The sequence below is a fragment of the Bradyrhizobium sp. NBAIM18 genome (assembly GCF_020193825.1).
GTDB lineage: Bacteria > Pseudomonadota > Alphaproteobacteria > Rhizobiales > Xanthobacteraceae > Bradyrhizobium > Bradyrhizobium yuanmingense.
Map to the genome: position 1 here is coordinate 320,022 of NZ_JADYVO010000007.1, position 13,323 is coordinate 333,344.

Consider the following 13,323-nt stretch of genomic DNA (forward strand, 5'->3'; position numbering starts at 1 on the left):
CCCCCTTGCACGCAGCCCGCGATCATGCGCAACCGCCACAAGGTGCCGAGGTGATCCGCAGAACCGGTCGGTCCTCTACAAGTTGGACCGGCTCGCCGGAACGGAACTGAGGCGAATCTTGAAGAGAATTTTCGCTCGCCGCCGACATTAGGTGGCTATCGACCCGGGGGGTGTCAAGTCATTGAAAAACGCGCGCCATCAGGCGCTTACGCAACGCGGTAAGCGACGCAACACCGGCTGCGGAACCACGGCTCCGCAGCCAACTCGACGAGACGATTGGAGCGTTCCAGCGCCGTCAGATCAGGCGCTGGCGTTTTCGACCGCGCGATCGGACCGATCGGCGTAGATGTAGAGCGGACGCGCCGTGCCTTCCACGACTTCGCGGGAAATCACGACTTCTTCCACACCCTCCAGGCCCGGCAGGTCGAACATGGTCTCGAGCAGGATCGCCTCGAGGATCGAACGCAGGCCTCGCGCGCCGGTCTTGCGCTCGATCGCCTTGCGGGCAACCGCGCCAAGCGCCTCGTCGGCGAAAGTCAGCTCGATGTTCTCCATTTCGAACAGCCGCTGGTACTGTTTCACCAGCGCGTTCTTCGGCTCCGTCAGGATCTTCTTCAGCGAGGTCTCGTCGAGATCCTCGAGCGTCGCCACGACGGGCAGACGGCCGACGAACTCGGGGATGAGGCCGTACTTCAGGAGGTCCTCAGGCTCGACGTGACGGAATATCTCGCCGGTCCGGCGATCCTCCGGCGCGAGCACCTGGGCGCCGAAGCCGATCGAGGTCGACCGACCGCGCGCCGAGATGATCTTCTCGAGGCCGGCGAAGGCGCCGCCGCAGATGAACAGGATGTTGGTGGTATCCACCTGCAGGAACTCCTGCTGCGGATGCTTGCGGCCGCCCTGCGGCGGGACCGAAGCCACCGTGCCTTCCATGATCTTGAGCAGCGCCTGCTGCACGCCCTCACCCGACACGTCGCGCGTGATCGAGGGGTTGTCGGACTTGCGGCTGATCTTGTCGATTTCGTCAATGTAGACGATGCCGCGCTGGGCGCGCTCGACGTTGTAGTCGGCGGCCTGGAGCAGCTTCAGGATGATGTTCTCGACGTCCTCGCCGACATAGCCGGCTTCGGTCAGCGTCGTCGCATCGGCCATCGTGAACGGCACGTCCAGGATGCGGGCGAGCGTCTGCGCGAGCAGCGTCTTGCCCGAGCCGGTCGGACCGATCAGCAGGATGTTCGACTTCGCGAGCTCGACGTCGTTGTGCTTGGTCTGATGGTTGAGGCGCTTGTAGTGGTTGTGCACCGCGACCGACAGGACCTTCTTCGCATGGCTCTGGCCGATGACGTAATCGTCCAGCACCTTGCAGATTTCCTTCGGCGTCGGAATACCGTCGCGCGACTTGACCAGCGAGGATTTGTTCTCCTCGCGGATGATGTCCATGCAGAGCTCGACGCACTCGTCGCAGATGAAGACCGTGGGACCCGCGATCAGTTTGCGGACTTCGTGCTGGCTCTTGCCGCAGAACGAGCAATATAGCGTGTTCTTGGAGTCGCTCGTGCCGACCTTACTCATTCATGTCTCCGTCCGCGGTTCGATCCCGTTCCGCTCGATCGCTCCATTCCGACACGATGGTCGGCATGAAGCTTAAGTAGAGCAAATTCCGTACCAAAAAAGACCCTACGCTTTACTACATTCCGTGCGAATCACGGTGGTTCGATTCTCCCGCGATCATAGCCGATCAATCGTAGCCAACCATGCTGTCACCCGACTATCAAGAATTCGCTAATCGGGGGTCGCCGGTTACCCGTGACAATACCGTGATTTCCGGTCTTGGCACGGGCGAAGTGATCGAAAACACCCCGGCGTTGCTGGATTGCCACGAAAAACAAGCACGAAAGCGGAACTTTCTGCTTGTCGCAGGGCGCAAAACCGCGTTTTGCGCCGTGCGCACGCGCACCTAACGTGAACGCCGCCCTGACGGGTCCACGGCAAACCGAGGGCTCGTCGTGACCCTCAGTAGTGCTACGGGGCCTTCGCCGGCGCCGGCTCCTCGGCGCGCTTGTCGATCACCTTGTCGACCAGGCCGAACTCCTTGGCGTCGTTCGCAGTGAGGAACTTGTCGCGTTCCAACGCATCCTCGATCGACTTGTAGGTCTGGCCGGTGTGCTTGACGTAGATCTCGTTGAGCCGCTTCTTCAGGTTCAGGATCTCCTGGGCGTGCAGCATGATGTCGGTGGCCTGGCCCTGGAAGCCGCCCGAGGGCTGGTGCACCATGATGCGCGCGTTCGGCAGCGAGAAGCGCATGTCCTTCTCGCCGGCGCAAAGCAGCAGCGAGCCCATCGAAGCCGCCTGACCGGTGCACAGGGTCGAGACCGGCGGGCGGATGAACTGCATGGTGTCGTAGATCGCAAGGCCCGACGTCACCACGCCGCCCGGCGAGTTGATGTACATCGAGATTTCCTTCTTCGGATTTTCCGCCTCGAGGAACAGGAGCTGCGCGACGATCAGCGTCGACATGCCGTCCTCGACCGGGCCGGTCACGAAGATGATGCGCTCCTTCAAGAGGCGCGAGAAAATGTCGTAGGCGCGCTCGCCACGGTTGGTCTGCTCGACCACCATGGGCACGAGGTTCATGTAGGTTTCAACCGGATCGCGCATGAGTCACCTAGGTTTCGGAGACGGACATCGCCGGGCAGGCTTGCCAGCTTGGCTGGATTTGCCGGAAGGCGAATGGACGTCCTGTGATGCAGGAACTTGGGTAAGAAGCAGAAAGGCGTAGCGACAGATATAGCCCATTTCGCTTCTGACAAGTGCGCAGCGCATTAAGGCTTAATCCGTGGCGGCAGTTGAAGCTGATTCGCACAATGAGGCCCAGCCGGCCACCTGGCTAGCTGGGCCTCTTCGCTCATCATCCTTAATAGCGGACTATCTCAAACCCTTCAGGCCGCGGTCTTTTCCGCGTCGTCGTCCTTGTAGAGGTCCTCGCGCGAAACCTTCTTCTCGGTCACGTTAGCGAGCTCGAGGATGAAGTCGACCACCTTGTCCTCGTAGATCGGTGCACGAAGCTGGGCCAACGCCTGGGCGTTGTTGCGGTAGAAGTCCCAGACCTCCTTTTCGCGGCCGGGCATCGAGCGCGCGCGCTCGATCACGGCGCGGCCGACCTCGTCGTCGGTCACCGTGATCTTGTTCTTCTCGCCGATCTCGGAGAGCACGAGGCCGAGCCGCACGCGGCGATCGGCGATCTTGCGGTACTCCTCCTTCGCCTTGTCCTCGGTGGTGTCCTCGTCGGCAAAGGTCTTGCCGGCGGAGTCCATCTCGGCCTTGACCGAGTTCCACATCAGATTGAACTCCTCGTCCACCAGCGAGGGCGGCGCCTCGAAGCGATGCGCCTCGTCGAGGCGGTCGAGCAGCGCGCGCTTGACGCGCTGGCGCGTGGCGGTGGCGAACTCGGCAACCAGGCGCTCGCGCGCGGCCTCTTTGAGCTTGTCCAGCGATTCCAGGCCGAGCGACTTGGCGAACTCGTCGTCGATCGCAAGGTCCTGCGGCGCCTCGATCAGGGTCGCGGTGGTCTCGAACTCGGCCGGCTGCCCGGCGAGCTTGTCGTTCATGTAGTTCTTCGGGAACGACACCTTCAGCGTGCGCGTCTCACCCGCGCCGATGCCGATGAGCTGCTCCTCGAAGCCCGGAATGAAGGTGTTGGAGCCGATCAGGACCTGGATGCCCTCGCCGGTGCCGCCGTCGAAGATTTCGCCGTTGATGCGGCCCGTGAAGTTGATGGTAACGCGGTCGCCCGACTCAGCCTTGGTGCCCTCGCCCTTGGCGGCATAGGTGCGGTTGGAATCGGCGATGCGCTTGATCGCCTCGTCGACATCGGCGTCGGTGACATCAGCAACTGGCTTCTCGACCTGGAAGCTCTTGAAGTCGGCGAGCGCGATCGCCGGCACTACTTCGATGGCGACCGTGTAGGTCAAATCCGTCTTGCCGCTCAGCAGCTCCTCGACCTCGGCCTGTTCGCTCGGCATGGTGATTTTCGGCTCGGTCGCAAGGCGAAAGCCGCGCTCGGAGAACAGCTGCGTGTTGGTGTCGCGGATGGTCTGGTCGATGGTCTCGGCCATCACCGAGCGGCCATAGACCTTCTTGAGGTGTGAGACCGGCACCTTGCCCGGACGGAAGCCGTTGATACGGACCTTGTCCTTGAGGTCGACGAGCTTGGCGCCGGCCTTGGCGTCGAGATCAGACGCGGGAACGCTGATCTTGAACTCGTGCTTCAAACCTTCCGAGAGGGTTTCTGTGACCTGCATGGCGTCCAATCTTCTTTTCGTTCGGCCCCGGCACCTCGCGTGTCGGGACGCTGTCGTTAATCGATCCGGCGCGAGGCAAACGCCTTCACGCCGGTGGTTCATCGGACCCGCTCCAGGCGGATGATCATCCGCGCGGAAGCAGGCCTCGTAATCCGTGCAAACGCGATAAGCGCTTGGTGCGGGCGGAGGGACTCGAACCCCCACAACTTTCGTCACTGGAACCTAAATCCAGCGCGTCTACCAGTTCCGCCACGCCCGCGTGAATTCGCATCAAGACCGGCCGCGATGCCGCGGGCGGCCGGGCTTATAGCATGTGCCTGACTGTTCGCAGCAAAAAAATGGCCTGATGGAGGCAAGCTTCAAGTAGGCACTGCGGCTGGACTTATCCAGCACGGCGTGGTCCGGATCGTGCCATGACAACGCGGATCCATGCTCCCCATCGGCGCGAGGTTTTGGCCGGCTTAGGGGCCTCGGCAGCCGGGCTGATCGTGGGCGGTGCAGGCCCATCCGTCACGGCCCAGCTCGCGCTGCAGGCGAGACCGGCAACGCTGGCTTTGAGACCGGGTCAGCCGGCTACACCAATCTGGGAGCTGGCCGCCGTAAGCCACCTCAGAGACGTGCGTCTCAAGCGTTTCGACCGCTGCCAGGTGGTCTTCAGCAACAACCTCCCTGTGCCGATTGCGCCAGTCTGGTACAGCCTCCACGCGCCGATGGCCGCCGACCCGCTTCGCGGCCGCGCCCCGGCAGCGCCGGATGCGACAGAAACATCAATTATTTCAGTGCCCAATGCAGGCACCCTGCTGGCCGACTTCCGCCTCTTCGAGCACCGCCTGCAGCAGCCCGCACGCGCGCTTCCGATCATCGTGGCCGAAACCGGCCCGGTCGCCGTCGATCATGACGAGCTCCTGCTGATCCAGGAATGGCGCCTGCGGCCGGATGGCACCGCGGTCCCGCCCGGCCAGGACCCGAAGGACACGACACCGCTTTACACAATCAACGGCAGGACTTCATTCGAACTCTCAGCTTCGGCGGGCGAGCGGCTGCGGCTACGCTTCATTAACGGCTCGCAACGCTCTGTTCTCGCAATCAAATTGGAAAACCACGAAGTCCGTGTGATGGCCCTCGACGGCCAGCCGGCCGAGCCGTTCCCCGCGCGCAACGGCGCGTTGGTGCTGGCCCCGGGTGCGCGGGCCGACGCCTTCGTGGATGCGGCCAGTTCGGCCCCGTTTATGCTGCATGACGGCAAGGCGGTGCGCCAGGTCGGACACCTGACTGTCTCCGGGAAGCTGGAGCGCGCCCCGCTGCCGCCGCCGCAGCCGCTCCCGCCGAATGATCTGCCCGAGAAGCTCGATCTACGAGCCGCCCTGCGGTTCGATGTCGCGCTCGGTACGGCCGATGCCGGCTGGGCACGGCCCGCGACCTTCTCCACCGCCTCCGCCCCTGCCTTCCGCGCCAAGACCGGCCGCACCGTGGTGCTGGCGCTGCAGAACCCCGCCCCGGTCACCACCGTGTTTCACCTGCACGGCCACCATTTCCGGCTGCTCGACAAGCTCGACGACGGCTGGAAGCCCTATTGGCTCGACACGCTCGCGATCGAGCCTGGCCAGACCCAGCGCATCGCGTTCGCCGCGACCTCGCCCGGACGCTGGCTGATCGAATCCGTCGTGACCGACTGGGCCGCGCCGCGGCTGGTGCGCTGGTACGGGGTGGAGTGAACGTTCAGTATTCGATGCCCAGCGCGTCATAGATCCGCCGGTGCACGGCCGGCAGCGTCTCGGTCAGATCCTCCGCGATCAGGCCCGGCCCAGCTTCGCTTCCCGCCTCGCCATGCATCCAGACGCCGATGCTGGCGGCCTCGAACGCCGGCACGCCTTGCGCCAGGAGCCCGGCGATGATCCCGGACAGCACGTCGCCGGCGCCGGCCGTGGCGAGCCAGGGCGGCGCATTGGCGGCGATGGTGGCGCGGCCGTCGGGGGCGGCGATTGTGGTGTCCGGGCCCTTCAGCAGCACGACGGCGCCGCAGCGCTCGGCGGCGGCGCGGACGCGCTCGAGCTTGGAGCGGCCGGGATGCTTGTTGCTGAGGTCGGAGAACAGGCGCGGAAACTCGCCTTCGTGCGGGGTCAGCACCACCGCATTGTCCTGCGAGGACTTGATTGATTCAAACAGGCGCTCGGGGGTTGCGGCAAAGCTCGTCAGCGCATCCGCATCGAGCACCAGATGCCGCTGCGCGGTAAGCGCGGTGTGGACGAGATCGCAGGTGCGCTCACCGATGCCCGCACCGGGGCCGATGATACAGGTGTTGTAGCGCTTGTCGCCGAGCAGCTCGCCGAACTCGATCGCGCTGTCGACGGGGCGCACCATCACCGCGGTGAGCGCGGCAGCATTGATCGCGAGCGCATCGCGCGGGCTCGCCAGCGTCACGAGGCCCGCACCGGCGCGCAGCGCGCCGCGCGCGGCGAGCCGTGCCGCGCCGGTCGCGGCTGCGTCGCCCGAGACCGCCAGCGCGTGACCGCGCGCATATTTGTGGCCATCGATGCGCGGCACCGGAAACGCCGCGCCCCAGACATCCAGATCGTTCTCGAAGGTCTGCGGCGCGATCTCCTCCAGCACCTGCGCATCGATGCCGATGTCGGCAACGCGCACGCGGCCGCAATGCATGCGCCCGGGCAACAGCAGATGCGCCGGCTTCTTGCGGAAGAAGGTGACGGTCTCGGTGGCGTTCACCGCCACGCCCATCACGGCCGAGCTGGTGCCGTTGATGCCGCTCGGCAGGTCGACCGCCAGCAGCGGGGCACCGTTGGCGTTGATCGCCTCGATCATGGCGCGCGCTTCGCCATCCACGGTGCGGCTGAGGCCGGCGCCGAACAGCGCATCGATGATCAGCGCAGGCCTGCCGATCGCCTGCGGGTTGAACGGCAGCACCGGGTGCTTCCAGCCGCGCGCGGCCGAGGCGGCATCGCCCTGGAGCTGGTCCCGCTCGCACATCAGGATCACCGAGACCTCGCGCCCCTGCGCGGCGAGCTCGGCCGCGGCCACGAAACCGTCCCCGCCATTGTTGCCGGGGCCGGCCACGATCAGGATCGGCCCCTCCTCCACCAAGCCCTGGGCGGCCTCGGCGACCGCCTGGCCGGCGCTGAGCATCAGCTTGAAACCGGGCGTGCCGGCCGCGATGGCGAGCTGGTCGGCGCGCTGCATTTCGGCGTTGGTCAGAACTTCCATGCCACTTCCTAGTACAAACGCCTCTTGAACAGGCATCTTTTGCGCCGATCCGGCGGTGGGAACGTCGAAATGCACATATATTGAACCGTTTGCCTATTTTGCGGTCTTCGGTATTTTGTGCAGGTCGGCACCATCACTCAGAGATGCTCGTTAAAAGGCTGATAACGCTCCGATAATCAGGGCATTTGCAACTTGGCATAGACCCTGCTTTCGAGGAAGCCGCTTCGGTTCGTCGTGCTCACTGACATCTTGAAGGGCGTGGCCGGCCGTTGTTGCCGGACGGGTCAGGGATCCCGGCACAGAGAAGACAAGATCGTGCGTTGAGAAATGCGCGTCCTGACGAAGACGTTGCTATTGGATCGAAAGGCCGGGAGTCGCGCAGTGAAGAAAATCGAAGCCATCATCAAGCCATTCAAGCTCGACGAGGTGAAGGAAGCGCTTCAAGAAGTCGGTCTGCAGGGCATCACCGTCACCGAGGCCAAGGGCTTTGGCCGGCAGAAGGGTCACGCCGAACTTTACCGCGGCGCAGAATACATCGTCGACTTCCTGCCGAAGGTCAAAATCGAGATCGTGATCGGCGACGATCTGGTCGAGCGCGCCATCGACGCGATCCGCCGGGCCGCGCAGACCGGCCGCATCGGCGACGGCAAGATTTTCGTCTCCAACATCGAAGAGGCGATCCGCATCCGAACCGGTGAATCCGGGCTGGACGCTATCTGAACCGGGTGCTATCCCGCATTTTGCGACACTCTGACAAGAAATAAGGCTGCTTCGGCGGCCTGATTTCGTTTGTGCGGTCGCGCGCGAACTCGCCAAAAGCGAGAACAATCTTGCTCACCTGGAAACCGACCCGCAGAGCCATAAGGGGTATGCATGAAGACCGCCAAAGACGTCCTGAAATCGATCAAGGACAACGACGTGAAGTACGTCGACCTGCGCTTCACCGATCCGCGCGGCAAGTGGCAGCACGTCACGTTCGACGTCAGCATGATCGATGAAGACATCTTCGCCGAAGGGACGATGTTCGACGGCTCCTCGATTGCCGGCTGGAAGGCGATCAACGAGTCCGACATGTGCCTGATGCCCGATCCGGTGACCGCGACGATCGACCCGTTCTTCGCCGAGACCACCATGGTCATCACCTGCGACGTGCTCGAGCCGACCACCGGCGAGCCCTATAACCGCGACCCCCGCGGAATCGCCAAGAAGGCCGAGGCGATGGTGAAGTCGATGGGCGTGGGCGACGCCGTGTTCGTCGGCCCCGAAGCCGAGTTCTTCGTGTTCGACGACGTGCGCTTCTCCTCCACCCCCTACAACACCGGTTTCCGCCTCGACTCCTCGGAGCTGCCGACCAACTCCGACACCGAATATGAAGGCGGCAATCTCGGCCACCGCGTCCGCACCAAGGGCGGCTATTTCCCGGTGCCGCCGCAGGACTCCGTGCAGGACATGCGCTCGGAAATGCTGGGCGCCATGGCCAAGATGGGCGTCAAGGTCGAGAAGCATCACCACGAGGTCGCTTCCGCCCAGCACGAGCTCGGCATGAAGTTCGACACGCTGACGCTGATGGCCGACCACATCCAGATCTACAAGTACTGCATCCACCAGGTCGCGCACATCTACGGCAAGACCGCCACCTTCATGCCGAAGCCGGTCTACGGCGACAACGGCTCGGGCATGCACGTGCACCAGTCGATCTGGAAGGACGGCAAGCCGGTGTTTGCCGGCAACAAGTACGCCGACCTGTCGGAGACCTGCCTCCACTATATCGGCGGCATCATCAAGCACGCCAAGGCGATCAACGCCTTCACCAACCCGTCGACCAACTCCTACAAGCGTCTGGTCCCGGGCTATGAGGCCCCCGTGCTGCTCGCCTATTCCGCGCGCAACCGCTCGGCGTCGTGCCGCATCCCCTACACCGCTTCGCCGAAGGCCAAGCGCGTCGAGGTGCGCTTCCCCGATCCGCTCGCCAATCCCTATCTCGGCTTCGCCGCGATGCTGATGGCCGGCCTCGACGGCATCAAGAACAAGATGGATCCGGGTCCGGCCATGGACAAGGACCTCTACGATTTGCCGAAGGAAGAGCTGAAGCAGATCCCGACCGTGTGCGGCTCGCTTCGCGAGGCGCTCGAAAACCTCGACAAGGACCGCGCCTTCCTCAAGGCCGGCGGCGTGTTCGACGACGACTTCATCGACGCCTATATCGAGCTGAAGATGACCGAGGTCGAGCGCTTCGAGATGACCCCGCACCCGGTTGAGTTCGACATGTACTATTCGGGCTAAGCGGTCCGAACTATCCGCGACAAGCAAAAGGCGCTTCCGGAAGGAGGCGCCTTTTCGTTTGAGGAGGCTCGACCGCTACCACATCGCCGCTGCAGCTCGGTCGGAGCCGTGGCGCCCGCTCGCAATCAGCACCTCGCCGCTTTCTGTTACGGGTTGGTAGGTCGCGGCATCAAATGGTCGAGCAGGCCGGTGGGGAGCGGAAACACCACGGTCGACGAGCGTTCACCGGCGATGTCGTGCAGAGCCGCGAAGTAACGCAGCTGCATTGCCTGAGGCTCCTGCGCCAGGATCCGGCCTGCTTCGACGAGCTTTTCGGCGGCCTGCTGCTCGCCCATCGCATTGATCACCTTGGCTCGCCGCAAGCGCTCCGCCTCAGCCTGTTTGGCGATCGCGCGAACCATGGTTTCGTTGATATCGACGTCCTTGATCTCTATGCCGGTGACCTTGATGCCCCAGACGTCAGTCTGCTTGTCGAGGATCTCCTGGATATCGGCGTTCAACCTGTCGCGCTCGGCAAGCATCTCGTCGAGCTCATGCTTGCCGAGCACCGAACGCAACGTGGTCTGGGCGAGCTGGCTGGTCGCCGCCATGTAGTCGCCGACCTTGATGATGGCGCGCTCGGGGTCGACGATGCGGAAGTACAGGACGGCGTTGACCTTGACGGAGACGTTGTCCCGCGAAATCACGTCCTGCGGCGGCACCACCTGCACCATCACCCGCAGATCGACCTTGACGAGTTGCTGCACGATCGGGATGAGGAGTATCAGGCCCGGGCCCTTCACACCGGTAAAGCGGCCGAGCGTGAAGACGACGCCGCGCTCGTATTCGCGCAGGATTCGAATGGCCTGGGATAGAAACACGATGACAAGCAGCGCAAGCGCCGCATACGTCAGATATTCCAGCGTCATGATGTACCTCCCTCGCCTGTCCGGGCGGGTATGCGGCGTATCAGCAGCGTCAGGTCGACGACATTGGCGACCTCCACCGTCTCTCCGGGCTTGAAGGTTTCGGCGCCGCGCGCCTGCCAGCGCTCACCATGGGCGAAGACATGACCTTCGTTCCCATTCCAGTCGAGAACCTCGGCGGGCAAGCCGCGCATGGCGTGTGCGCCGACCAGCGCAGGAGCTTTGCGGACGCGCCGAAGCGAGCCAAGCACGATCAGAGCAAAGCCGCTGAACACGACCGCAGTGGTGCCGATCACCCACCACGACAGTTGGTACCCAGGCGCCTCGCTCCTGAAGAGCATCATTGCTCCCAGCATGAAAGCGATGATCCCGCCAAACCCGACCACCAAGGTCGGGTTGAAGACTTCGACGGTGAGAAGCACGAGTCCCACCAGCATCAGGGCGCGGCCGGCATAGTTGATCGGCAGCAAATTGAGCGCGTAGAGGCCGATCAGCAGGCAGATCGCGCCGATAACTCCGGGGGCGACGGCTCCGGGAGACATGAACTCGAAGATCAGGCCGTAGATGCCGACCATCAGGAGAATGAACGCCACGTTCGGGTTGGTGATGACCGCCAGGAACCGGGATATCCGTCCGGGCTCGATGGCTTCAACGACAGCATCCTTTGTTGCGAGGCGTTGCATCTTGCCGCCTGCGAGCTCCACCACACGGCCATCAACCTGCCGCAGCAATTCAGCCTGATCGCGCACGACGAGATCGATGGCATGTGCCTCCAGCGCGCCGTTGGCAGAGAGTGTTGCGGCCTCGCGGACCGCCCTCTCCGCCCACTCCGCATTGCGGTTGCGCAGCTCGGCGAGGCTTCGGATGAAGGCGACGGCATCGTTCGTGGCCTTCGCCGTCATCGCGTCCTTCGGCCCATCCTTCTTGTCTTTGCCATCCTTGTCGGGTGTGCCGCTCGGCAGGCCCGGCAGCGGGCCGCCAATCTGGACCGGCGTCGCCGCACCGATGTTGGTACCTGGTGCCATCGCCGCGATGTGGGTCGCGTAAAGGATATAGGTCCCCGCACTCGCCGCGTGGGCGCCGGAGGGAGCGACGTAGCCAATGACAGGGACGGGCGAGGCGAGCACATCCGCGATGATCTCGCGCATGCTGGAATTGAGCCCGCCGGGCGTGTTCATCCTCAGAAGCACGACCTCGGCGCGCCGTTCGCTCGCCATGGCCAAAGCCTCCCGCACGTAGCTGGCTGACGCCGGGCCAATCGCCCCGTCGATCGAAACAACAAGGGCTACGCGCTTGCTCTCCTCCGCTGAGCTGGGAAGGAGGCAGCAGCTCAAAGCCACGACGGTGATCGCCGCAACGAGGGCCGCCTTCATGGTCTGCACGGCACGAGCTCCCTTGCAGAGCATATGGTAATTCTTCTCATGAACCTCAATGCTGCGCGTGGAGATCAACATTGCGATTGTGCAACGCAATGGGAATGCCCATGCAGGATTGGCCACGCGCTCGGCCTCGGCGAGCGTACGTTGAACCGAAAATTCCAGGGACTCACGGAGCCGCCGCAATCCTTCATCATGCGCAGCCGTGTCGAGCACGCGCGCACCCTGCTGGAATCGACGACGCAGCCGATCAAGACGATCGCGCGCGCTGCCGGCTATAAGGATGAGAGCAGCTTCCGCAAGCTGACACTGATGTCACGCAATCCTATCGTGCGCGACGGATGGAGCGGGCGGTGTGAGGCTGGTGCCGGCGGCATGACCGATGGACGCAGTCCGGTCGCGGCGCTCTCGCTGGGCACAGCCTGAGCGCATCTACGATTCAACACGGTAGAGAAATCCTGCGCCACGGAGAGGCCATCAGCTTTCGTTCTGCATCTGACTCCAATTCGTTCTCGAAGAACAAATCAGAGTCGCAAAAATCGCATCGGAGCAATTCCTACCGATTGGTTTATTCGGCCCGAGATTTGGAGTTCGCATCGCGCGGCATCGTCACTCGTCCGGAAAGTTGACGCCAATCTCGGTCACCACGGGCGCCCATTTCACCAGCGTCGTGTTGTCGGAGGCGATCTTCACGCCGTCACCCGAGAGCGACCTCGGCGCACCGGCCTTCTTGCCGAGACGGATGGTGACGGTGCAGCCGTCTTGCAGCGGCCGGCTGAGCGCACCGCCCTTCCAGTCGGTGACGAAGCCGCCGTAATCCCATTCGAAGCCGCTGACCAGGAACGGCTTGCCGTTGGCCTTCTGCACCTCGGCAAGGCTCGATCCGAGGGTGATGCCGCCGACGCTCCAGCGGCTGGTCTTGGCATCGCGCAAAGTGAGGCCGGAGGCACGCCCGGCCTTGTCGTCGCTAAAGGCAATTTCGATGCGGCGGTCCATCGTCTTCGGAAACAGCACGAGCGCCCTGTATTTCTCGCCCTCGGCACCCGGCAGATCCTGCACCGCGGCGTCCTTGCCGTAGCGCTGCTTCAACGTTCTCTCGGTGTCGCCGGGCGCCACCGGCGAAGCGCAGGTGATCGGCCCCTCCTGCGGCGGCGCGGTTTGGGCGAAGGCGGGGGATGCGAGCAGGAGAAGGGTTGTCAGGGTGACGCTGAGCTTCATCGCAAGGCAATCCGGTTTCGA

At 63.7% G+C, this 13,323-nt stretch carries 12 protein-coding genes and 1 tRNA gene; 5 read left to right on the forward strand and 8 right to left on the reverse strand.

The window, feature by feature from the left end; all coding sequences use genetic code 11:
* Positions 1-300: 300 nt before the first annotated feature.
* The gene (gene clpX / locus I6F17_RS18660) at positions 301-1,572 is read right to left on the reverse strand and encodes an ATP-dependent Clp protease ATP-binding subunit ClpX (protein WP_008547851.1); all 1,272 of its coding nucleotides are present in this window, start codon (positions 1,570-1,572) and stop codon (positions 301-303) included.
* 182 nt (positions 1,573-1,754) lie between these two features.
* Here clpX and I6F17_RS18665 point away from each other — a divergent pair, with 182 nt between their 5' ends.
* Positions 1,755-1,961, forward strand: a complete 207-nt coding sequence (locus I6F17_RS18665; RefSeq protein ID WP_225124046.1) for a hypothetical protein — start codon at positions 1,755-1,757, stop codon at positions 1,959-1,961.
* A 61-nt stretch (positions 1,962-2,022) separates the two neighbouring features.
* On the opposite strand, the gene I6F17_RS18670 is transcribed toward I6F17_RS18665, so the two are convergent.
* The 3 genes from I6F17_RS18670 to I6F17_RS18680 form a co-directional block, all read right to left on the reverse strand.
* Positions 2,023-2,658 (reverse strand): ATP-dependent Clp protease proteolytic subunit, encoded by a 636-nt coding sequence (locus tag I6F17_RS18670; RefSeq protein ID WP_025036638.1) that lies wholly within the window; start codon positions 2,656-2,658, stop codon positions 2,023-2,025.
* A gap of 281 nt (positions 2,659-2,939) precedes the next feature.
* Complete coding sequence (gene tig / locus I6F17_RS18675) at positions 2,940-4,301, reverse strand: trigger factor (protein ID WP_225124045.1); 1,362 nt, start codon at positions 4,299-4,301, stop codon at positions 2,940-2,942.
* 174 nt (positions 4,302-4,475) lie between these two features.
* Positions 4,476-4,560: transfer RNA gene (locus tag I6F17_RS18680), tRNA-Leu, on the reverse strand.
* Positions 4,561-4,714: 154 nt separating this feature from the next.
* Between I6F17_RS18680 and I6F17_RS18685 the strand changes: the two genes are divergently transcribed.
* Positions 4,715-6,016 carry a multicopper oxidase domain-containing protein gene (locus tag I6F17_RS18685; RefSeq protein WP_225124044.1) on the forward strand — a complete coding sequence of 434 codons (1,302 nt, stop codon included), beginning with the start codon at positions 4,715-4,717 and terminating at the stop codon, positions 6,014-6,016.
* A 4-nt stretch (positions 6,017-6,020) separates the two neighbouring features.
* On the opposite strand, the gene I6F17_RS18690 is transcribed toward I6F17_RS18685, so the two are convergent.
* On the reverse strand, positions 6,021-7,520 hold the full coding sequence (locus tag I6F17_RS18690) for an NAD(P)H-hydrate dehydratase (RefSeq protein WP_225124043.1): 1,500 nt from the start codon (positions 7,518-7,520) through the stop codon (positions 6,021-6,023).
* 381 nt (positions 7,521-7,901) lie between these two features.
* On the opposite strand from I6F17_RS18690, the gene I6F17_RS18695 reads away from it, so the two are divergent.
* Together I6F17_RS18695 and glnA are read left to right on the forward strand one after the other, a co-directional pair.
* Positions 7,902-8,240, forward strand: coding sequence for a P-II family nitrogen regulator (locus I6F17_RS18695; RefSeq protein ID WP_007603495.1), 339 nt, complete (start codon positions 7,902-7,904; stop codon positions 8,238-8,240).
* Between the two features lie 153 nt (positions 8,241-8,393).
* A complete protein-coding gene (glnA, locus tag I6F17_RS18700) occupies positions 8,394-9,803 on the forward strand; it encodes a type I glutamate--ammonia ligase (RefSeq protein WP_036010292.1) in 1,410 nt (469 codons plus the stop codon).
* 146 nt (positions 9,804-9,949) lie between these two features.
* Here the strand turns inward: glnA and I6F17_RS18705 are convergent, their stop codons facing one another.
* Positions 9,950-10,711 (reverse strand): slipin family protein, encoded by a 762-nt coding sequence (locus I6F17_RS18705; protein ID WP_036039078.1) that lies wholly within the window; start codon positions 10,709-10,711, stop codon positions 9,950-9,952.
* A complete protein-coding gene (locus tag I6F17_RS18710; RefSeq protein ID WP_225124154.1) occupies positions 10,708-12,090 on the reverse strand; it encodes a nodulation protein NfeD in 1,383 nt (460 codons plus the stop codon). Before I6F17_RS18710 ends, I6F17_RS18705 begins: the two co-directional genes overlap by 4 nt.
* Before the next feature lie 39 nt (positions 12,091-12,129).
* Here I6F17_RS18710 and I6F17_RS18715 point away from each other — a divergent pair, with 39 nt between their 5' ends.
* Positions 12,130-12,510 (forward strand): helix-turn-helix domain-containing protein, encoded by a 381-nt coding sequence (locus I6F17_RS18715; RefSeq protein WP_225124042.1) that lies wholly within the window; start codon positions 12,130-12,132, stop codon positions 12,508-12,510.
* A gap of 183 nt (positions 12,511-12,693) precedes the next feature.
* Here the strand turns inward: I6F17_RS18715 and I6F17_RS18720 are convergent, their stop codons facing one another.
* Positions 12,694-13,302 carry a hypothetical protein gene (locus tag I6F17_RS18720; protein ID WP_036039081.1) on the reverse strand — a complete coding sequence of 203 codons (609 nt, stop codon included), beginning with the start codon at positions 13,300-13,302 and terminating at the stop codon, positions 12,694-12,696.
* Positions 13,303-13,323: the final 21 nt, after the last annotated feature.